General features: G+C 36.3%; 18 protein-coding genes. 5 read left to right on the top strand and 13 right to left on the bottom strand.

Features of this window, described 5'->3' with window-relative positions; all coding sequences use genetic code 11:
• On the bottom strand, positions 1 to 3,365 hold a 3,365-nt coding region (locus tag ACRHOC_RS14680), incomplete at its 3' end, for a PKD domain-containing protein (RefSeq protein ID WP_431159392.1).
• A gap of 6 nt (positions 3,366 to 3,371) precedes the next feature.
• Complete coding sequence (locus ACRHOC_RS14675) at positions 3,372 to 3,839, bottom strand: hypothetical protein (RefSeq protein ID WP_431159391.1); 468 nt, start codon at positions 3,837 to 3,839, stop codon at positions 3,372 to 3,374.
• Between the two features lie 189 nt (positions 3,840 to 4,028).
• Here ACRHOC_RS14675 and folE point away from each other — a divergent pair, with 189 nt between their 5' ends.
• The 5 genes from folE to ACRHOC_RS14650 all read left to right on the top strand — a co-directional run bounded on the left by folE (position 4,029) and on the right by ACRHOC_RS14650 (position 7,877).
• A complete protein-coding gene (gene folE, locus ACRHOC_RS14670; protein WP_431159390.1) occupies positions 4,029 to 4,706 on the top strand; it encodes a GTP cyclohydrolase I FolE in 678 nt (225 codons plus the stop codon).
• A 57-nt stretch (positions 4,707 to 4,763) separates the two neighbouring features.
• Positions 4,764 to 6,245, top strand: a complete 1,482-nt coding sequence (gene cysS / locus ACRHOC_RS14665; RefSeq protein WP_431159389.1) for a cysteine--tRNA ligase — start codon at positions 4,764 to 4,766, stop codon at positions 6,243 to 6,245.
• A gap of 2 nt (positions 6,246 to 6,247) precedes the next feature.
• Positions 6,248 to 6,481, top strand: coding sequence for a membrane protein insertion efficiency factor YidD (gene yidD / locus ACRHOC_RS14660; protein WP_431159388.1), 234 nt, complete (start codon positions 6,248 to 6,250; stop codon positions 6,479 to 6,481).
• Positions 6,482 to 6,546: 65 nt separating this feature from the next.
• Positions 6,547 to 7,374 (top strand): prolipoprotein diacylglyceryl transferase, encoded by an 828-nt coding sequence (gene lgt / locus ACRHOC_RS14655; protein ID WP_431159387.1) that lies wholly within the window; start codon positions 6,547 to 6,549, stop codon positions 7,372 to 7,374.
• Positions 7,375 to 7,376: 2 nt separating this feature from the next.
• Positions 7,377 to 7,877: a DUF192 domain-containing protein gene (locus ACRHOC_RS14650; RefSeq protein ID WP_431159386.1), complete on the top strand. Its 501-nt coding sequence runs from the start codon at positions 7,377 to 7,379 to the stop codon at positions 7,875 to 7,877.
• Positions 7,878 to 7,937: 60 nt separating this feature from the next.
• Here the strand turns inward: ACRHOC_RS14650 and secDF are convergent, their stop codons facing one another.
• The 11 genes from secDF to ACRHOC_RS14595 all read right to left on the bottom strand — a co-directional run bounded on the left by secDF (position 7,938) and on the right by ACRHOC_RS14595 (position 22,771).
• Positions 7,938 to 10,997, bottom strand: a complete 3,060-nt coding sequence (gene secDF, locus ACRHOC_RS14645) for a protein translocase subunit SecDF (RefSeq protein WP_431159385.1) — start codon at positions 10,995 to 10,997, stop codon at positions 7,938 to 7,940.
• A gap of 142 nt (positions 10,998 to 11,139) precedes the next feature.
• Entirely contained in the window at positions 11,140 to 11,751 is a 612-nt protein-coding gene (locus tag ACRHOC_RS14640; RefSeq protein WP_431159384.1) for a hypothetical protein, read from the bottom strand.
• Positions 11,752 to 11,819: 68 nt separating this feature from the next.
• Positions 11,820 to 12,746 (bottom strand): malate dehydrogenase, encoded by a 927-nt coding sequence (locus tag ACRHOC_RS14635; RefSeq protein ID WP_431159383.1) that lies wholly within the window; start codon positions 12,744 to 12,746, stop codon positions 11,820 to 11,822.
• Between the two features lie 139 nt (positions 12,747 to 12,885).
• Positions 12,886 to 13,902, bottom strand: a complete 1,017-nt coding sequence (locus ACRHOC_RS14630) for a DUF6588 family protein (RefSeq protein WP_431159382.1) — start codon at positions 13,900 to 13,902, stop codon at positions 12,886 to 12,888.
• Between the two features lie 217 nt (positions 13,903 to 14,119).
• Positions 14,120 to 14,785, bottom strand: coding sequence for a hypothetical protein (locus ACRHOC_RS14625; protein ID WP_431159381.1), 666 nt, complete (start codon positions 14,783 to 14,785; stop codon positions 14,120 to 14,122).
• Positions 14,786 to 14,805: 20 nt separating this feature from the next.
• Positions 14,806 to 15,510, bottom strand: coding sequence for a DUF3575 domain-containing protein (locus ACRHOC_RS14620; protein WP_431159380.1), 705 nt, complete (start codon positions 15,508 to 15,510; stop codon positions 14,806 to 14,808).
• Positions 15,511 to 15,718: 208 nt separating this feature from the next.
• Positions 15,719 to 17,656 carry a DNA topoisomerase (ATP-hydrolyzing) subunit B gene (gyrB, locus tag ACRHOC_RS14615; protein WP_431159379.1) on the bottom strand — a complete coding sequence of 646 codons (1,938 nt, stop codon included), beginning with the start codon at positions 17,654 to 17,656 and terminating at the stop codon, positions 15,719 to 15,721.
• A gap of 275 nt (positions 17,657 to 17,931) precedes the next feature.
• On the bottom strand, positions 17,932 to 18,294 hold the full coding sequence (locus tag ACRHOC_RS14610) for a hypothetical protein (protein WP_431159378.1): 363 nt from the start codon (positions 18,292 to 18,294) through the stop codon (positions 17,932 to 17,934).
• A gap of 77 nt (positions 18,295 to 18,371) precedes the next feature.
• Positions 18,372 to 20,606, bottom strand: coding sequence for a beta-glucosidase BglX (gene bglX / locus ACRHOC_RS14605; protein WP_431159377.1), 2,235 nt, complete (start codon positions 20,604 to 20,606; stop codon positions 18,372 to 18,374).
• 135 nt (positions 20,607 to 20,741) lie between these two features.
• Positions 20,742 to 21,365, bottom strand: a complete 624-nt coding sequence (locus tag ACRHOC_RS14600) for a DUF6090 family protein (protein WP_431159376.1) — start codon at positions 21,363 to 21,365, stop codon at positions 20,742 to 20,744.
• An 83-nt stretch (positions 21,366 to 21,448) separates the two neighbouring features.
• A complete protein-coding gene (locus ACRHOC_RS14595; RefSeq protein ID WP_431159375.1) occupies positions 21,449 to 22,771 on the bottom strand; it encodes an MBOAT family O-acyltransferase in 1,323 nt (440 codons plus the stop codon).
• Positions 22,772 to 22,775 lie beyond the last annotated feature (4 nt).

Here is a 22,775-nt window from a genome sequence, read left to right as displayed (position 1 = left end):
GGTACAGCATCATCGCAAACCTCTAAAGCTGTTGGTGGTACGACGACAGGTAATGGATTTGCAGCAAATGAAACCACACTACTATTTGGACATATACCATTCGTTACATATTCAATACTATAGGTTTCTCCTGGTGTACCATTTGAAACAAGTCCTGTATTTGGATCAATTACGGCAGTATCAGTTGGTGCTGTATCAAACGAAAAAGTACCACCTAAAGTTGTAGTTGCTCCAAAAACAGCAATACCGCCATCACAAGTTGGATCGACAGTGAAAGAAGCATCATCTATTGGATCTGATGTAAATGAAACCGTTGAAGCTGTTGCACATACTCCGGTTGTCGTATATGTAATTGTATATGTTGTGCTTGGTGTACCACCAGTAACTTCTCCAGTTGCGGGATCAATTACTGCAGCGTCGGCTGGCGCTATATCAAAAGAGAATACACCTCCTACAGTGGCTGCAGGGTCTAAAGTAGCTATACCTCCATCGCAAGTCGGTGCAACTGTAAAGGTCGCATTATCTTCGGCTGTAACTGTAACTGATTGTATTAAAGATTGAGGACAAACTCCATTAGTCGTATATTCCACAGAATATGTACTTCCTGAAATACCATTTGTAATCGTACCAGTATTTGCATCTAAAACCGCACCATCTGCTGGGTCTGGATTAAAGGTAAATGTACCACCTGGTGTTGCAATGTTATCAGTCGTTGCTCCATCACAGGTAGCGATTAAATCAAAGCTTGGATCATCTAATGCATTTACTACTAATAATTCAGTATTTGTTGCTGGACAGGCACCATTTGTTGTGTATTCAATAGTATAGGTTGCACCAGGCGTAGCCATAGTTACCTCACCAGTATTTGGGTCTATTACAGCAGTATCCATTGGAACTGGATTAAAACTAAACGTTCCGCCGGCAGTTCCCGTTATATTCATAGTACCACCATCACATCCTTCACTAACATCAAAAGAGGCATCATCTTGTGTTAAGACAGTAAACGTCACCACACTTGTAGATGAACATAATCCTGGTGTTGTATATTGAACCTCATAAGGTAATCCTGATGTAGCTCCTGTCACTTCACCTGTTGCTGGATCTATATTTACTCCAGGCCCAGGAAAAGCTGTAAACTCAAAAATTCCACCTGGTGTCACTAGAGGCAAATCTACTGTCGCTCCATCACAGGTTGGTGTCATTGAAAAAGTTGCATCTTCTCTTGGTAGTACAATTATATCAAACCAGGCAGTCGGTGAAACACTAAAGCAAGTTGCGTCACCAATTGTCTCTACTCTTACCCATATTCCTTGGGGACTAGAAGTATTTGGATAAGGACTAACCAATGCATCTATATCCGCAATGGCATCAGCTTCGCTGTCATGATAAGTCACCTCATAGGAAGCAGGATCTTGGGCACCTAAAATATCAATGGTCTGTGATTCGAGATTGAACAATTCAATTCCATCATTAAGGCCATCATCACATACTGAAATATCTGGCACATTATTAATTACTGGTGGATCAGATAGACTGACTGTAAATGGATACCAACCAAAACAACCAGAATCTAAGTATTCAACCCTAACATAAACCGTTTCTCCATCTGCTCCGGAATAGGTATTTGAAGGTGCTATGGCGTTAACATCATTTTCAGCATCCACCTGCGAATTGTGATAGGTCACTACTAAATCTCCTGCATTCGGTGCACTTGCCGTTACCACAGGCGTATTTAATTCTAAATCAAAAATATAAGGTGGTGCTCCAGGGTTACAAATTACCAGTGGATTTGGTGTTTCCGTTATTAACTCTGGTAAAACTTCTACAGAAACATCTTGAGTATAAGTACATCCAAAATCATCTTCGGCCGTATAGGTATAAGTATAGGTACCAGCATCAGGTGGTGCAACAGTAATTACATTGCCTGTGGTAGCTACAATTGTCGGATCTGCGATCCAGCCTTCATTATCAATGATTGGTGTAAAAGCAAAATCTGAAACCAATAAAGATTCATCAAAATTTAATGACCATGTGAATATTGTCCCATCATCGATATTTAAATGATCTTCTATGAATAGTGTCCAAGTTCCATTTATATCTGAGCCTACAAAATTTGCAAAATCTCCAATTGGCAGAAATGGACCAGCATCTGGATCTACAGAGTTTCCAGGTGTTGGTGTTCCTCCAGGAATTGTAGGTCCATTACTCAGAATCTGTGTTCCACTCATTGCAAAACAATATTCCCATCCGACTCCAGGACCAGTACCATCAGAAATAATTGGGTCACCTACAAAGGTTCCTCCTCCTGTCTGATTATGAAGTGTTACCTGTTGGCCACTTGGACTAATTACTATAATTTCTAAATCACCAATATAGGTGTGCTCCATTACAATACATATACTCTCTAATTGTGTTGGATCAGTAATTTGTTGACCTAAAAAACAATCCAAGTCCAATTCAGAATTATATGTAGCTCCGCCGGCAGACCCTAAATTTGCTTGTACTCCTCCGTTGGCACAGTCAATAGCGAAAGTGACACCTTGCACCTGTCCAACAATATCCACCTGCTCGCCATAACAAATCGTGGCTTGGGCGGGCGCTGAACCTGAAAAGTCAGGATTGGTAGATACATGAACAAATTGGTTAATTAAATTGGTACTACTACAGCCGGCAGGATTATCATCTCCCACAGCCAAATTAACAATGTAAATCCCCTCATTATCATAGGTTTTAGTCACTGTTTGACCTATGTCAGACGTTCCATCTCCAAAATCCCATGTGTAGGTCGCTCCGGTTGGATCAGCTCCAAAAACACCATCGCCTTCAAATGTTACTTGATCCCCTTGACATATTCTGATAATATCCTCAGCATTAGTTGCTGGTGTTGTGCTAACTAAAACCGCGTCAATACTTTGACAAGGCTCAAAACAAGATATCTCTGCCTGCCAACCTGCTGATGGTCCGTCTGCATTACTTGTGTAAACAAACGTTAAACAACCATCTGGATTGGCCTGTCCACCAGGATTAATTTCTGTCAATGAAGCGGTAATCAAACCAGGACTATTTACCGCAGTAAATGTCCCTATTTCATCATAGGTTGCATCAGGACCATTGTATATGGTTAAAAAATCTAGATTTGCTTGAAGCTGGAACGTAATAAAATCAACTTGTGCTTGAAAACCAGGACTATCCGGACATAAGGTTAATGTAAAATTTTCATTGTTTCCTGCAGGTCCAAATTCACCACCAGAATCATAGAAAAATCCTGCAGAACATTGATTGAATGTACCGTTTTGCATTATTATATCCTGAGCATTTGAAAAATAGCTAAGGAAAAGTGTTGTTAGTAGTAGTATTTTCTTCATAGCATATTATTGAAATTGGGACTTAATCTGAATGAAGTAATTGGTACCATCCATTCTATACAACACATTCTGTGTTGGGAAAAAGTTCAGATTATATTTTAAAGGATTGAATCCATATCTATCAAAAACAACATCACGTTTCAAATTTGGATTGTATGCACTGAACAACTCCACTTCGGATAATAAAGTATAATTACGATGTTTTTGGGCCTGGTCTATTTTAAGGATTCTAATGCGATTTCTCAAGAGGTGTTTTAAGCGCTTAACTTTTGCTTTATCATTCAAAACAATATTTTGAGTCTGATCACCATAAACTTCCTTAATTTTTGAAAGTTCATTAGTTGTTAAAGGTGCATCTACATTCGGCTTATATTTTACAGCTTTAAACTCGACATTTTGTGCTGTTTGAGCTACTATTCCGTAAGAACAGAATATAAAAAACGACATAAAGAGTCTTAGGAGAAATCTATTCATTTTTTAGATTTTATTAAAGATTCGAAAATTAAGAAAATTTTAGGATTATAACTGTTAATTTGACAAGGTATTATGTAATTCAACGGATTTATTAATAGAACAATTATATTAATGATTTTCCTACCCTGAGGATACTATTTTTATTGCGTATCTTTGCTTTTCTTTTAAAGAGGTTAAAATTGTAAGACTATGAGAATTGATAATGATTTTAGTGATATAGACGAAATAGGTGATAATCATATTTCGACATCTAGCGATACGCCAATGCGTGATGATGCATTTAGGTTAACTGATAGTGAAAAAATTGAGATTATACAAGATGATGTTAGGCATATTATGGAGACCTTGGGATTAGACTTATCTGATGATAGTCTTAGTGGTACTCCTAAACGTGTTGCCAAAATGTTCATAAATGAAATTTTTGGTGGTTTAAATCCAAAAAATAAACCCAAAGCATCCACTTTTGACAATAAGTACAAATATGGAGAAATGCTTGTGGAAAAAAATATCACCCTCTACTCGACTTGCGAGCACCATTTGCTACCTATAGTCGGAAGAGCTCATGTTGCCTACATTTCAAATGGTACGGTAGTAGGACTTTCTAAAATGAATCGCATTGTAGATTACTACGCGAAGCGGCCACAAGTTCAAGAGCGTTTGACCATACAAATCGTAAGGGAACTTCAAGAGGTTTTAGGAACCGAAGATGTGGCCTGTGTTATTGATGCAAAACACCTTTGCGTTAATTCTAGAGGGATTCGTGATATTGAAAGTAGCACTGTAACCTCAGAATTTGGTGGTAAGTTTAAAGAAAAGGCAACCCGAAGAGAATTTTTAGACTACATTCAATTAGATACTAAATTTTAGCTTGTAAATTCTTAAGTATAATTATAGCTTTGCCTTAACCTTACTGAACCATAAACTATGCCTCTATACGATTCTCAATCATTAAAAATCTACAACTCATTAAGTGGAGAGAAAGAAATTTTTAAACCTCTAATGCCAGGTTATGTTGGGATGTATGTTTGTGGACCTACAGTATACAGCAATGTGCATCTGGGTAATGTTAGAACCTTCATGTCTTTCGATGTAATCTTTCGCTATTTAAAGCATTTAGATTACAAGGTGAGGTATGTTAGAAATATCACTGACGCTGGTCATCTTGAGAACGATGCGGATGAAGGTGAAGATCGAATTGCTAAAAAAGCGCGCCTTGAGGCTATAGAACCTATGGAAGTTGTGCAACGTTATACGGTTGACTTTCATAACATATTAAATACATTTAATTTTTTACCACCAAGTATAGAGCCAACAGCAACAGGTCATATAATTGAGCAAATTGAGATAATTAAAAGTATTATTGATAACGGCTTTGCTTATGTAGTGAACGGCTCTGTCTATTTTGATGTTCATAAATACAATGAATCGAAAACCTATGGTATTTTAAGTAAGCGAAAGCTAGAAGATTTGATTCATAACACTAGAGCTTTAGATGGGCAATCCGATAAGAAAAATCCACAGGATTTTGCTTTATGGAAAAAAGCGGAACCTCAACATATTATGCGTTGGCCATCGCCTTGGAGCGATGGTTTCCCAGGCTGGCACTTAGAATGTACAGCAATGAGTACAAAATACCTAGGTGAGCGTTTCGATATACATGGTGGTGGAATGGATTTAAAATTTCCGCACCATGAGTGTGAAATCGCCCAAGCCCAAGCGTGTAATGATGAGCCACCAGTAAATTATTGGATGCATGCTAATATGCTGATAATGAACGGTAAGAAAATGGCTAAGTCTACTGGAAATTATATTTTACCAAATGAGATATTTTCGGGTGACAATCCACATATCACTAAAGCCTTTTTACCTAGTGTAGCTAGATTTTTTATGTTACAAGCGCATTACCGAAGTATATTAGATTTTACTAATAATGGTTTACTCGCTAGCGAGAAGGGTTACTTTAGATTAATGGATGCAATTAATTTGCTCGATGATTTAAAATCTGGATCATCATCGTCTGTTGACCTTGAAGAATGGGTACAGAAGTGTTATGATGCTATGAACGATGATTTTAACACACCTGTTCTTATTGCAAACTTATTTGAAGGTGTTAAATTGATTAATCAGGTAAAGGAAGGCAGTATCACTATAACCAAGGAGGATCTTGAGTTACTGAAGTCGACCATGCATACCTTTGCTTTTGATATTTTAGGACTTAAGAATAGTAATAAAGAAGTTGGCGGAAGTGACAAACTAGCAAGTGCCGTAGATATTTTAATCAACTTACGAAAAGAAGCAAGACACAATAAAGACTTTGCACTTTCTGATAAGATAAGAGATGAATTGGCGGAAGCCGGAATTCAGTTACAAGATGGTAAAGACGGAACTACTTTTACTACTAACTAGTTGTGAAAAAGATCCTGACATATCCATTTTTACTTCTTATAAAACTATATCAGACTTTTATATCACCTCTTACTCCTGCAACCTGTAGATATCAACCGACCTGTTCACATTATGCCAAGGAAGCCTTGGAATCTCATGGATTTTGGAAAGGTGGAAAATTAGCCATAAAGCGGATTTTTAGTTGTCATCCGTGGGGTGGAAAAGGTTTTGACCCTGTGCCACCTAAGGAAGATTAATTATACGTTAATCACACCAGCAAAACTTTTCAAAATAGTATATTTACTGCTTAAAGAAATCACCTATGTATGCATTGCAAATAGATTGGGATCCGATTAAGTACTTAGACTTAGGATTCTTTAAACTTCATTTTTATAGCGTTATGTGGATAGTCGCCTTTATATTAGGTTTTTACATTATGAAGCGTATCTATAAACATGAAAACCAATCGGAAGAGTCCTTAGATTCTTTATTTATTTACTCTGTAGTAGGTATTATGCTGGGTGCTCGCCTGGGTCATGTTATTTTTTATCAATCTGAACTTATAACAGAAGACTTCTTTAGTATTTTCTTACCCTTTAAATTTAAAGGCGGATTCGAATTTACAGGTTTTCAAGGCTTAGCAAGTCATGGTGCTGCTATAGCAATGATTATTTCTATGTGCCTGTATAACAAAAAGATTCTAAAAAAATCAGTATTGTGGATTTTGGATCGCGTGGTAATTCCTGTGGCATTAGGTGCTGTCTTTGTGAGGCTCGGGAATTTCATCAATTCAGAAATCATTGGTAAGTTCACCAATAATGATTTTGGTGTTGTTTTTAAACAATTAGGAGAATCAGAACCTAGACATCCAGCACAATTATATGAGGCATTCTGTTACATCTTTGTTTTCATTGCCCTTTACTATTTCTATTGGAAAAGTAAAAAATCAGAACAGCAAGGATTTTTATTTGGTTTATTCTTAGTCTTACTATGGACGATAAGATTCTTCGTGGAATATGTAAAAGTGAGCCAAGGTGGTATTGAAGAGTACTTTGGTGACGCTCTATCCACAGGTCAATTATTAAGTATTCCGTTTATACTTATTGGTCTTTATTTTATGTTTGTTTATAAACCCAAAAAGGTGGCATAATTATGCTTTATAAATCGGTATACAGGATTGCGACTGTCGTATTCACTCTTTTAATTGCTTCAAGTTGTAAAGACGATAAAAATACTGTCATAAAAGAAAAGGTTGAGGTATCCTTTAAAAAGGAAGGTATTCTTCAGTTAAAGAAAGCCGATACTGATTCTAATATACGAACACTAGATATTGAAATTGCCGATAACGAATATGAAACTCAAACTGGATTAATGTATAGAACAACGCTTGGTGTTAATCAAGGTATGTTATTTATTTTTCCTGATGTTTCTTATCGTAGTTTCTATATGAAGAATACTAAGATTCCATTAGATATAATTTACATCTCAGAGGATAAAACCATAGTGAGTTTTCAAAAAAACGCAAAACCATTAGACGAATCTTCATTGCCTTCTGAAGCACCTGCAAAATACGTTTTAGAGATTAATGGTGGCCTCTCAGATGAATGGCAACTTGAAGCAGGTGATCGAATAGATTTTGAAATAACTCAATAATAAAGCAATAAAAAGCCTTTCATTTCTGAAAGGCTTTTTATTCAAACTAGAAAACGAAATTTATTCTTCGTCTTCTTCTTTTACTTTTTTCTTAAGTGATTCTGCAGCGTCACCTTTCTTAGCTGTATCATACATTAATGGTGTTGCAATAAACATAGATGAATATGTACCAACTAAAACACCAACGATTAAAGCGAATAAAAGACCTCTAAGAGAATCTGCACCAAAGATGAACATGGCTAATAATACCACTAATGTCGTTACAGAGGTATTTAATGTTCTACTTAATGTACTGTTAAGTGAGGCATTGATTGTTTTACCAAATTCCCAAGATGTATGCTCGTTCAAGAACTCTCTAATTCTATCGAATACAACCACGGTATCATTAAGTGAGTAACCAATTACTGTAAGAATCGCTGCAATAAATGCTTGGTCGATTTCCATACTAAATGGCATAAATTTCCATGTTAATGAGAAGATTCCAAGAACAATTAATACATCGTGGAAAACTGCTGCCACAGCACCAAGTGAAAATTGCCATTTCTTAAATCTTATTAGGATATAAAGGAATACAACTACTAAAGACCCAAGTACTGCCCAGAACGACGACTTTTTAATGTCATCTGCAATGGTAGGACTCACTTTACTAGATAACATCTTTCCGATTTTAGCTTCACCTGAACCGTCTTGGAATTCTTGATATGTCATTCCTGAAGGTAAATATGGTTTTAAAGCTTCGAAAAGTTTTGACTGTACCTCTTCATCGGCTTCAACTGAGTTATCTTCAACCTTATATTTCGTTGATATCTTTAACTGATTAGCTGCACCAATAGTCTTCACTTCTGCACTAGAGAATACTGCAGGGTCATTTAATACACTTGTAATCTCCTCTGTACTCACAGGTTGCTCAAATCTAACTTGGTAAGTTCTACCTCCAACAAAATCGATACCTTGATCTAATCCTGTAGTAAATAATGAAGCGAAACTAGCCGCTAATAAGATTCCAGAAATTACATAGGCAATCTTACGCTTCTTTAAGAAGTTGATATTAACATTCTTAAATAGGTTCTTAGTCATTGCCGTAGAGAAATCTAATTTTCCTCCTCTGTTCACCCACCAGTCAATTAATAATCTTGTTATAAAGATGGCTGTGAATAACGAAGTAACAATACCAATAATTAATGTTGTGGCAAAACCTTTGATTGGCCCTGTACCAAATACAAATAAGATAAGTGCTGTTAAACCGGTTGTAATATTCGCATCTAAAATGGAAGATAAAGCATTAGCGAAACCATCTTTAATAGATTCTTTTTGTGATTTACCTTTTGCTAATTCCTCTCTAATACGCTCAAAAATAAGTACGTTCGCATCAACCGAAATACCAATGGTTAATACGATACCAGCAATACCAGGTAAGGTTAATACTGCTCCTAAACTCGCAAGTACACCAAATATTAATAGGATGTTTAATAATAAGGCAACATCGGCAAAAATACCGGCTTTACCATAATAGAATATCATCCAAAGTAATACAAACGCTAAAGCAATTAGGAAAGATTTCATACCACTATCAATAGCTTCTTGACCTAATGAAGGTCCTACCTCATCTGCCTGAACAATTTCAGCTGATGCTGGTAATTTACCTGCACGTAAAACATTAGCTAAATCAATAGCTTCTGTAAGCGTAAAAGATCCTGAAATTTGTGATCTACCTCCTGCGATAGGTCCATTAGATACACTTGGTGCTGAATAAACAATATCATCTAAAACAATGGCAATAAAACCTTGCGTTTCAAATGCTTTCTTAGTCATCTCTTCCCAAACCTTCGCACCCTTCGCATTCATCTGCATGCTTACTGCAGGTCTGCTAATTTGATCATAATCTTGAGATGCATCTGTAATTACAGAACCACTTAATGGCGGAATACCATCTCTGTTTGAATTAATAGCATACAACTCTGAATACTCAGAATCTTTTTGCTGAATACCCCAAACAAATTTTGCATAACGCATTTCTGCTGGTAATAAAGCTCTATTCTGAGGTTTATTCAATTCTGAAATAACCTTCTCTCTATCCTTAGATAAGAACATAGCGACAACAGAGCCTCCATTTCCATAACTTTGAATGCCTAATGGATTTAAATCAGCAACATCTGTTGAATCTGATTCTATCTGACCTGTTAATTCATCAATTGCACTATCAGCAGTATCTGTATCATCTTGTCCTTCTTCTTCAGTTTCTGTTTCTGCAACTTCATTATTCTTTTTGTTAGCTTCTACTAAAGCTTGGTTAACCTGTAGCACATAAGGCAACATGTCTTGTGTTTTATACGTTTCCCAAAACTGAAGTTGTGCCGTTTTTGTAATAATGTCAACGACACGTTTTTTATCTCTAGCACCAGGTAATTCAATTAAAATACGACCAGAGTTCCCTAAACGCTGAATGTTTGGAGACGATACACCAAAGCCATCGATACGATTACGTAATACCTCAAAAGCAGAAACTATCGACTCGTCGATTTTTGTTTCTAAAATACCTTTAACCTCATCATCAGACATGTCAAACTTAATCACATCGCTTAAGTCACGATTTGCAAAAATATCTGGAGATGCCAATTTCGTATCGCCTTTAATAGCGTCAAAAGCACGGAAAAACGATTCTAAATACGATTCTTGTGCATCCTTTTGAAGTTCCTCTGCATCGTCTAATGCCTTATTAAAAATTGGATCTTTACTATTATTAGCTAATCCCTTTAAAATATCTTTTACAGAGATTTGTATAATAGCGTTAATACCACCTTTAAGGTCTAGACCAAGCTTCATGGCATTGTCTTCAACTTCTGTGTAAGTGTATTGAGAAACACCTAGCATATTATAAACTTCAATTGATTCAAAGTTTTCTCCAACTTTTACTTTTGAAGTTTTTAATGAATCCAAGTAGTTGATTTCAGCTTGGTTTCTTAAATCTTGATAACCGTCTACAGATTCATCAAATTGGCTAACAGCATATGCTTTAGCTTCATCTTCTAATTGGTTAGCCTTAAATGTAAAAGACAACTGGTAGATACTTACCAGTCCAAATAGAAGTGCAAACAGTTTAATTATTCCTTTGTTTTGCATTGTATAGTTGTTTTATGTCGGAAATTAGTCGCGCAAATATAAAGTTTAGCACCATTACCGACAATTATTTTTAATTGTATAAATGGGTTAACGTTTCTTGATTGATAACGAGAATTTAAAAAGGGGATGTTTTTATATCTGTCTATCCCAAAGTAGAAGGTCCTGCTCTAACTTCTGGAACTTTATAATCAATTCTTGTAGAAAGATTTTTATTGCCATAACTATTCAATAGACGCTTAAATAGAAACGTCTCTTGATATGCTATAATCGCTTGGCTAGATCCAAATTTAAGTTTTGGAAAATAGTATCGATCACTTTTTTGGTTGAGCTCCGTAACCTGTGTCCCTTCAAAATCCCAATTATTGGTAATAGGGTTCTGAATTTCTGTTACATTAAGTTTTATAGATTGTTCATCGCTAGAAGAACCATGAGATAAAGGGTAATCACCTGTATACTCAAATACAACATTTTCTAAATGACCAAGTATGCTCTGAATGCGGATAACATCTGAATCACTGTAATAGGTGATTTTGATTTGCCCATTGTGATACTCGCCTATTTGTAATTGATCAACACCAAGATTATGTAATCTTTCAGTTAAGGCCTCTATTGAAGCCTCAATCTCATCTGCAGTAAGCTGTTGATTAGGAAATTGAACAAGAATTTGCTGATTCGGTACAGTATGATTGGCAAGGTATATGCCTAAGAACATAACCAAAGCCATTGCAAATCCAAATCGCATTTTCAATTTCATCCGCCAAATATAAAAAAATAAAGACTGTATCACTACAGTCTTTATTTATATATCAGTTTAAAAACGTTTTAGTATTCTAATAAGCCATTAGTCTTCTTCACACCTTCTGCACTTTCTATCATATGTGCTTTTTCAGCATCACTTAATGGTACATCTACAATACTTTCAATACCATTTCTTCCTAATATCACAGGTACACCAATACAAAGATCAGAAAGTCCGTATTCACCATCTAATAATGCAGAACATGGGAACATTTTCTTTTGATCACAAGCAATTGCTTGTACCAATCCGCTCACTGCAGCACCAGGTGCATACCATGCAGAAGTTCCTAATAGTTTCGTTAATGTTGCTCCACCAACCTTAGTATCTTCTTTTACCTGATTTAAACGCTCCTCAGAAATAAACTCAGATACGTTTATACTATTTCGAGTTGCATGAGATGTTAATGGCACCATACCTTTATCGCTATGGCCTCCAATTACCATACCATCAATATCACTTATTGGGGCATCTAATGCTTCCGCCAATCTGTATTTAAAACGTGCTGAATCTAAAGCACCACCCATACCAATAATTCTGTTCTTTGGTAAGTCTGTTGTTTGATGCACTAAATACGTCATTGTATCCATAGGATTACTCACAACGATGATTATAGTGTTTGGAGAATGCTCCACTAAACTAGCTGACACGGATTTAACAATCCCAGCGTTAATCCCGATTAACTCTTCTCGAGTCATACCAGGTTTACGTGGAATACCAGAAGTGATAACACAAATATCACTATTCGCTGTTTTTGAATAGTCATTTGTACTACCTACAATTTTAGTATCAAATCCATTAAGAGATGCACATTGCATTAAGTCCATTGCCTTACCTTCTGCATAACCCTCTTTTATATCGAGAATAACAACTTCGGAGGCAAAATTTTTCATTGCAATATATTCTGCACAACTTGCGCCAACTGCACCAGCGCCAACTACGGTTACTTTCATTTTATATGTTTTATAACGTTAAAAATTCGGATACAAATTTACGGCTTTAGTATGTATTTTCCATGATATAAATCATACTATTAAAAATAAAAAAGCAGTCTCAATGAGACTGCTTCAATTCATATTTTTTTCAGAATTATTATCTAATGCCAAAATTGATACCGACTGAAAACGTATCAAATTCAGACAAGTTATATTCCGCATTAAGTCTAAAGAATCCAAGCTTTAATCTGGCGCCTAAAGTACCTCTTACAGCACCAACCTCTGAAGATACTGAAAATGGATCTACGATATCTTCGGTCGTTAAAATTCCGTCAGTAACACGATAAACACCTAGTAAATCTGTTTCTGATTTTCCGTCTATATAACCTATACCACCATAAAAGTTGATGACTGGTAATTTGGTAGAAGCCACAAGTTGTAATAAAAGCGTACTCGTTTCATTCTTTAATCTTTGATTTTCGCCTTCAATACCAGAAGAATTGGTAATATCATATTCTCCGTTTAACTTGCTATAGGCTACAACACCAGACAAGCCAATTGGCCATAAGTTGTCTGCAGGTAACCATTCTGTAAATTCAATCTGTAATCCTACACCATACATTTGCAGATTTACCTCATCGGTTTCTATTTCTGGTAAGTATCTTGCTTTCACCTCTAATCCGGCTCCCAAACCAACTGCACCTTGCAACGTAGCTGTTGGAAGTAAATTAGCACTGGCATCTCCAATACCTTGAGGCAACTCTATTTGCTCGGTCTGCGAACCAAAAATTGGATCGTCGTATTCAACCTCCACAAAAATAGTTGGGTCGTTTTCACCAAGAACAGATGCTACCGACTGTACACTTGGTCCTTGAACAAACTGTACGTTATTGTAATCGGCCGTATTAAGACTAAAGATTTTGTCTTCATCCTTAACTAAGGATGCATTTGCAATAAGCGATATTTCAAATCCACCTAGTGGCTTTGTTTTACCAGAGTTAAACCAATTGGCATTCATGCTATGCATTAATCCATTGGTTCCTGGCGCTAGATAATCATTCGCAAAGCGTTGCGCATCTTCTATACCTGCAGCTAATAATACATCGATATCATTCTGTGAATTTAAGGACGATAAGGCCACCGACATAATGCTGAATAAAACTAATTTTTTCATGAGGTTAAGTTTTGTTTGGTAAACAAATATATAAAAAATTACCTTTCATCGATATTTTTTGCTCTTAATCGTGAAAATAAAATTAAAAAACTGATGCTCAATAAGTTAAAAATTACATCAAAAATTCAAGCAATTGAGAACCTATATAACCAAAAAGCAAGACCCATTTTGGTCTTGCTTTTGAATATTGTAATTAAATATCTAGGAAATGATATCCTTATTTCTGGAAGGCTTTAGAAATAGCTTTTACATATTTTGTCGCTGCTTCTGAGGCGTCATCGGGATCCTCTAAGAGGGTCGTCACTACAGCTACTAATTCATTTTCAGGTTCATTTTCTAAATCAAACACCAAGGTTTCTAGTACATAATTAGTACTTGTGTATGTTGTTGTGGTTTCTTCTACATAATTCCCTAAAGTTCTGTATGATAATGGATGCCCATAATATCTAACGAAGCCACCATAATATCTAGGGTAATACCCATAGTAAGTACTGCCTGCATAATAACCACCATCGGTCTCAGTTCTTACCAGTTCTTCTTTATCTTTTAAAGCCGTTAGCACTACGCCATTAAATCCTTCCGCCTCAATAATGGATCTTATTTGCTTCTGCTTTTCTTCAGATAATTTCTTCTCTGGGTTCAGGGTTGGGAATTTAGTAAAACTTGCTGTTGATGCGATTCCTTTTTGTGCTAGTTGTTTTACAATTTCATTTTCAAAGGCAATTCGCGCACTTTTATCTTGGCTTCTAACAATGACCAATAAATTGTTGTCTTTTATATCACCTACCTTCTCAGACTTCCACGAATCGAGAACTTTAGCACTTGAACAAGATATTATGACGAGACAACAGATTGACATTAAAAGCGATAGTTTAATTTTCATTTTTTATAGAATTTTATTGGTTAAAAAGAGTAACCCAAGGTAATTCCATACCTTAAAGTTACCGCGTTAAATTTAGTCTTTGATCTTACATCCGAAAATCTAAAATCAGCGTTTACGAAATCAAATATAGGATAATCGTCTAAGGCTTCATTTAAATCTTCGTAGAATTCTTCTGGTAGATCACTTTTATTTTCGATTTCATAATTATGAAATCCTCTGCCAGGGCCTATGATAAGAAAATCTAAGGTTAAACGTTTTGAGATTGGCAATTTATATCCAATCATGAGGCCAACGGACAATACTGAAAAATCAGCATCAAAAGCTACGAGAAAAGATTCATCCTGATCGTTTAAATACGTACCATCTAAATTTGATTTATAATTTGTAAACTTTGCATAGGTACCAACATAAAATCCATCCATACTGTACCTAGTCGTACTTTTAATATAATAGCGCACGGCCGGAATAAATTTCACACCAGAATAGGTAAGATCATTGGTTTTTATTTGATCTCCATTTAAACCAGAAAATCGGATTAAACCATTATCACCTTTATAGCCGAAGCCAAAACTAAAGGAGACATTTTTCATTATTAAGCGCTCATACTCTAATTGCAAAGCACCATTAACCATGTCTGAAACGGAAACCCCTATTTGATTTTTTCTATTATCCCACTCTTTAGGAACTGATTCTTGGGCGAATATAAATTGTCCTAGACATCCCAATATGGTAAATAGAAGTGCTTTCTTCTTTAGTCGAAGTCCTAAAATGTAATGTACTTTTTTAATTGGTCGTTGGTTATAATTATCTAAAGATAAATAAATTACAAGATGAAATTACTAAGTAAAATTCTAATTGCCTAGCAATTTAAGAATTAAACAAAAAACCACATCTTACGATGTGGTTTTTCTCTAATTTTAGATTTTCTTTATACTACGCATCAATGTTGGCATAAATCGCGTTCTTCTCAATAAATTCTCTACGTGGAGGTACTTCATCTCCCATAAGCATAGAAAATATACGATCTGCTTCTGTACCATTATCTATTTGTACTTGACGCATGGTTCTAAATTCTGGATTCATGGTCGTATCCCAAAGCTGCTCTGCATTCATCTCACCAAGTCCCTTATAACGCTGAATCTTAGAGCTGTCTCCAAAGGATTCAACAATTTCATCACGTTCTTTATCCGTCCAAGCATATTGTTTCTTAGCACCTTTCTTAACTAAGTATAATGGTGGTGTTGCAATATATACGTGCCCTGCTTCAATCAATTCTTTCATGTATCTAAAGAAGAACGTAAGAATTAATGTGGCAATGTGGCTACCATCAATATCCGCATCACACATAATCACAATTTTATGATAACGGAGTTTTGATAAGTTTAATGCTCTCGGATCTTCTTCTGTACCAATGGTTACACCTAGCGCAGTGAAGATATTTTTAATTTCTTCGTTCTCAAATACCTTATGTTGCATCGCTTTCTCAACATTAAGAATCTTACCTCTTAATGGTAAAATAGCTTGGAAAGCTCTATCTCTACCTTGCTTAGCTGTTCCACCTGCAGAATCACCCTCTACAAGGAACACTTCACATTTAGCAGGATCTTGCTCTGAACAATCTGATAATTTTCCTGGTAATCCACCAATACTCATTACCGTTTTTCGTTGCACCATTTCGCGTGCTTTCTGTGCGGCATGACGCGCCTGCGCAGCTAATATTACTTTTTGTACGATTGTTTTAGCATCGTCTGGATGTTCCTCTAAATAATCAGTTAACATTTCAGATACTGCCTGACTTACAGATGCAGAGACCTCTCGGTTTCCAAGTTTAGTTTTTGTCTGACCCTCAAATTGAGGTTCAGCGACCTTTACAGATACAATTGCTGTAAGACCTTCACGGAAGTCATCACCAGAAATGTCAAATTTCAGTTTCTCTAACATCCCTGAACTATCGGCATACTTCTTTAAAGTATGTGTTAATCCACGACGAAATCCAGAAAGGTGTGTTCCACCTTCATGCGTATTAATATTATTTACATAGGAATGTAAATTTTCTGCATAAGAAGTGTTATACACCATGGCAACCTCAACTGGCACACCATTCTTTTCCCCTTCAAATGCGATAACGTCCTTCATTAAAGGCTCACGATTCCCATCAAGATATTTCACAAACTCTGGTAAACCATTCTCTGAATGAAAGGTTTCGCCTTCAAAAGATCCATCTTCTTTGGTACTACGACGGTCTACCAAATGAATCGTAATCCCCTTATTCAAATACGCCAATTCGCGCATACGACTCGCCAAAGTATCATAATTATACTCTAAGGTTTGCTGAAAAATTTGAGGATCTGGCTTAAAGGTTACTGTCGTCCCTGTTTTGTCAGATTCTCCAACAACCTTTACAGGATACATTGTTTTACCACGTTCATACTCTTGCTCCCATATCTTGCCTTCTCTGTGTACTGTTGCTTTTAAGTGTTCCGATAGTGCGTTAACACAACTCACACCAACACCATGAAGACCACCCGATACTTTATAAGAATCTTTATCGAATTTACCACCAGCACCAATCTTAGTCATAACAACCTCTAATGCTGATACGCCTTCTTTCTTGTGTAAACCAACAGGAATACCACGACCATCATCTTCAGTGGTAATAGAATTGTCTTCGTTAATGGTCACCGTAATATTATCACAGTGTCCTGCTAAAGCCTCATCAATTGAGTTGTCCACTACTTCATATACTAAATGATGTAATCCACGTGTTCCTACATCACCAATGTACATGGATGGACGCATACGAACGTGTTCCATCCCTTCTAGGGCCTGAATACTATCCGCGCCGTATTGCTTTTTGTTTTCTTCGCTCATACTTTATATTAGTCTTGATTTTTAATGTTATAATACACAAAAAAGACGCTTTTTGCGTCTCTTTTGAGTACTATCAAAGATACGAAATAAATACCCTAAAAAACAGCTTTTTAGAGACTTTATGCATTAATTATCAACAATTGTTAAAAAGATAAAAGTGTCTTAAAATGGCTAAAAACCACCTTAAATACAATTTGACCTAAAAAAATTCTGTTCGAGAAATTGTTTTTTAAGAAAATAGATTAGGAAGCCTTATTTGAAGTTTTTCCAAAAATTCAGGCCCACTTGAACGCATCCTTAAGTGACCCAAAAACACGAATTTTCCAGTTACTTTTTTGCATGAGTTCAATAAAACGCTCCACTGCTTCCAGAACATATCCATCCTTCGCAACAAAAGCCATTTTTAACTTCCTGTTCCACTGCGATGCAGAACTGTTTATGGCAGAGGTCACTTGTAAATTATGGTCTGTGACATCGAGGTCGTCAATAGTTAATAAATCGTAAACGATAAAATCTAAATTATCAAAGCGTGGATCATTAAAGAGTGCCTCATCTGCGGATTCTATGTCAGCATAGGTCACTTCACCATGGAAGGTCACCAAAGCACTCTCTTTATTCCAATCAAATCGGTAGGGCATATGAATCCAAATAATCTTATTATCAGATAGTTAAGATACACAAAAAATACGATAATCCCTACAAATTAACTTTTCTTTTAGTTTCCTCTTATTGAAAAGCTCGCCTCATTATTAGCCATAGAACTACCACCAACAAAAATCTTAAACGCACCAGATTCGACAATAAAGTTTCCTTTATTATCATAAAAACCAAGAGCAGTCTTATCTAATGTAAACCGCACTGTTTTAGTTTCACCTTTCTTTAAAGGCACAAGCTCAAACCCTTTTAACTCCCTTACTGGTCGTACGGCAGATGCTACCATATCTCTAATGTACAGCTGTACTACTTCCTTACCATCATAATCACCAGTATTGGTAACCTCTATGGTCACAGTTAGAGATTCATTTGAATTTATTTCGTTTTTATCGAGCTTTAAGTTTGAATATTTAAAGGTGGTATAGCTTAAACCATGACCAAATGGAAACTGTGGTGTTTTTTCAACGTCATTAAAATGAGACCAGAATACATTTCCATCTTTATCCACTGGCCTTCCGGTATTCTTATAGTTGTAATAAATAGGAATCTGACCTACATTTCTTGGAAAGGACATCGGTAATTTACCACTTGGATTATAATCTCCATATAATACTTGAGCAATAGCATTACCTGTCTGAGATCCTAATTGCCAGCCTTCGACAATAGCAGGAATATGTTCTGCAGCCCAAGGAATTGTCAATGGGCGACCGTTATTAAGCACTAAAACAATATTAGGATTAACTTCATATACCTTTTCTAAAAGTTCTTGCTGCAGACCAGGAAGATCTAATTCTGTCCTACTTCTACCCTCTCCACTTTGAAATCCATGTTCACCAAGAACCATAACAACTACGTCACTTTCCTTGGCCAGTTGAATTGCTTCTTCCATACCTGTCCGATCTGTAGTATTTACAGCTAATTCATTAAGAAAAGTGGTAGCACCTAAAAACACATTAACACCTTTTTCATACGCTAGCGTATTACCTGTATACTGTTGCATCCCTTCTAAGACCGAAACTGCTGTATCGTCATCTGATGCGATTCTCCAACTCCCAAGAGGACTATTATCATCACCAGCCAACTCACCAATTAAAGCAATCTTTTGACCAGTTCGCTTTAAAGGTAAGAGGTTGTTTTCATTTTTTAATAAAACAATAGACTTTTTAGCCACATCCAAAACTGCTTCCTGATGTTTTGGATTATATATCATAGCCTTCTCATTTTCAGGATCGCAATATCTGTAAGGATCATCGAATAGACCCAACTCCATTTTTACCTTAAGGATTCGTCTTACGGCATCATCTATTAAAGCTTCATCTACCTTACCTGCTTTTACCATAGCCTCTAGCTCATTTACATAGACATGACCTTCCATATCCATATCCGAACCTGCATTGGCTGCTAATACAGCGGCATGCTTTCTGTCTCTAGCATAACCCCAAACCAAAAGTTCTCTTATAGATGCCCAATCAGAAACTACAAAGCCATCAAAATTCCAGCTTCCTTTTAATATATCACGCTGTAAAAATTCGCTCGCAGTTACAGGAACACCATTAAGATCATTAAAGGAATTCATAATGGATTTTACATCAGAATCTACAGCCGCTTTAAAAGGTGGTAAAACCATATTATACAGTGTATTTGTTCCTATATCCGAAGTATTATACTCTTTTCCGCTTTCTGCAAAACCATAAGCAGCGAAATGTTTGGCTGTTGCTGCAATGGTATTTGGTGCCGATAAGTCATCTCCTTGAAATCCTTTAACACGCGCTATTGCCACTTTACTCCCTAAATACGGATCTTCACCAGCACCTTCCATAACACGACCCCATCTTGCATTTCTTGAAATATCTACATTTGGTGCAAAGGCCCAATTAATTCCAACTGCAGAAGCTTCTGTTGCGGCGATACGTGCAGATCGCTCAATAGCTTCCATATCCCAGCTTGCCGCTTCAGCAAGCGGAATAGGACTTAAAGTCTTATAACCATGAATCACATCGAACCCAATCATTAAAGGGATTCCTAAACGCGATTCTTCTACTGCTATTTTCTGTACAGCACGCACTTCTTTAGTGCCTCTAACCGTAAGCATAGCACCAACACGACCTTCCTTTAAATGTTTGTATTTAATGGCTGCGTTGCCACCTTCTGGTGCAGGACCAGTAACCTCCCAAAATCCATTGTACAGATTCATTTGCCCTACTTTTTCTGTTAAGGTCATCTGGTTGATCAAATCCTCTATTTTCTTATCGATATTATCTTGTGCACCTATGAAGCCCGAGATTACAAGGGACATGCAGAAAAGTCTGAATTTCATTGGATTGGTATTAGTTATTTGATGCAGAAAATTCTGCGTGTAATTAAAGCCCTAAATTAGTGTAATTCGTGGATAAAATAGCGTTTTCAGAGTATAATAATAGCCTTTAGCCGATTACTCAATTGCCTTTGTAATGGCTTTTAAATTGTAGTCGAATCCATCGAGTAGTTCTGACTCGGCATAATACACATCTTCCATAATCATCCGTACAAAATTGAACATCTGCTGTGCACCTTCCTCAGTGGATCGGTTAATACCATAGATTCCATTATTAACACTTTGACCAAAATCGTTATAAAATTGAATCTTAGTGTAGAGATTATTCAAAGATTCGGACAAATCTAGATCAAAGTCCTTTATCACACCAGATTGTACTGCGGTTTGAAAAGAAGAAGAGCGTAACCTAAATATGCGATGTCCTTGCCAAAAGCTTAATCCTTGCTTGCCTTGAACCAAGGCCTCTAGGTCTATTTGTTTTAAAGTATCCCTAAGCTTTTTATGATAGTCGAATACATTGGTGATTTGTGCTCTATTGACATCGATCTCCTTTTGGATACTTTCGAGGAGTTGCACCTTTACTTTCTCTGTTTTGCGTTTCTCGTTCCAGTTATTAATACCTAAGGCTATAAGGATACCAACCACTACCAATATGATCTCTCCAAAAGCATATCTAAAGTATTTACCCATTTGATTTTGACCCATTAATTTTTGTCGCTTATTTCGGAAGATTTTAAGCATTTACTTCACCCTATATTTTCATTAAATATAGCAAAGATGCCTATAAAGGTGTATCTCAAGAATAAAAAAACTGAGCATTACCATTAAAATTGGAAGTAGATAAATTGCTCACCACTACCTTGTGAAATTATAATAAGAAAAAATAAAATTGCCCAAGTCACACCAAATAACCAAGGTGGTGTTTTTTGAGATAACTCTTTTAAAGAACTGTTGCGCATCAGCCAATGACACAGAAACATAATACCAATAACAGCACAGACTTTAATGATTTCGAAATTGTGTAATATTTTTTCACCATCTGAAACGACATAAAACATTGATTTTATCATCTCCCACGATTTCTGAAACGTGTCTGCTCTAAAAAATACCCATGTAATATTTACACAAGAAAATGTAATAAAGGCTAGAAATATCCCATTGTACTTTGTGATCTTAAACGGCAGGTATCTTTTCTGTAAACGTTCTAATATCAAATAGGAACCATGTAAACCTCCCCAAACTATAAACGTCCAAGCGGCACCATGCCATAAACCTCCTAAGAGCATGGTTAGCATTAAGGCAATGTACATCTTAACGATACCATTTCTATTGCCTCCAAGTGGTATATAAAGATAATCTCTTAACCAAGTGGATAAACTAATATGCCAGCGACGCCATAAATCTGAAAAACCGATAGACGCATAAGGATATTTAAAGTTATCTGGCAGTACAATACCTAACATTAAGGCAATACCAATGGCACAGGTCGAATAGCCAGCAAAATCAAAAAAAATCTGTCCTGAAAAGGCAATTGTACCCACCCAAGCATCTACACCGTGTAATAGTTTACTAGAACCAAATACATCATCGGACACTTCAGACAGTAGTGTGTCCGCAAGAACGACTTTTTGAAAAAGGCCCATAGTGAGTAAAAATAAACCCCATAAAAACTGCTTTGTTGTAGCACGCTTAGATTCGTAAAACTGTGATATCAATTCCTTTGCTCTCACAATAGGACCAGCAACCAACTGTGGGAAGAAGGTGACGTATAATGCAAAATCTAAAAATGTTCGTGCTGGTGCCATTCTTTTGTTATACATGTCGATGGTATAGGACATAGTTTGAAAGGTATAAAACGAGATGCCCATTGGTAGGATAATATCCATCGGCATTGCTTCATATTCGATACCTACGAGATTAACTAAGGATATAAAATTCTCGAGCAGGAAATTCCCATATTTGAAAAATCCTAAAAAGCCAAGGTTAACGACCATACTGAGTATGAGCCAAAATTTTCTTTTCTTTTGGTCGTCCTCTACTGCAAGTTTATTACCAGCGGTCCAGTCCACGATGGTAGATATCCAAAGTAATATAACCAGAGGTGGATTCCATAAGCCATAAAAGACATAACTAGCTAAAAGGAGCATTCTT

Source organism: Winogradskyella poriferorum (assembly GCF_050618035.1).
GTDB classification, from domain to species: domain Bacteria; phylum Bacteroidota; class Bacteroidia; order Flavobacteriales; family Flavobacteriaceae; genus Winogradskyella; species Winogradskyella poriferorum_A.
This window is presented reverse-complemented; position numbering and strand designations above follow the sequence as displayed.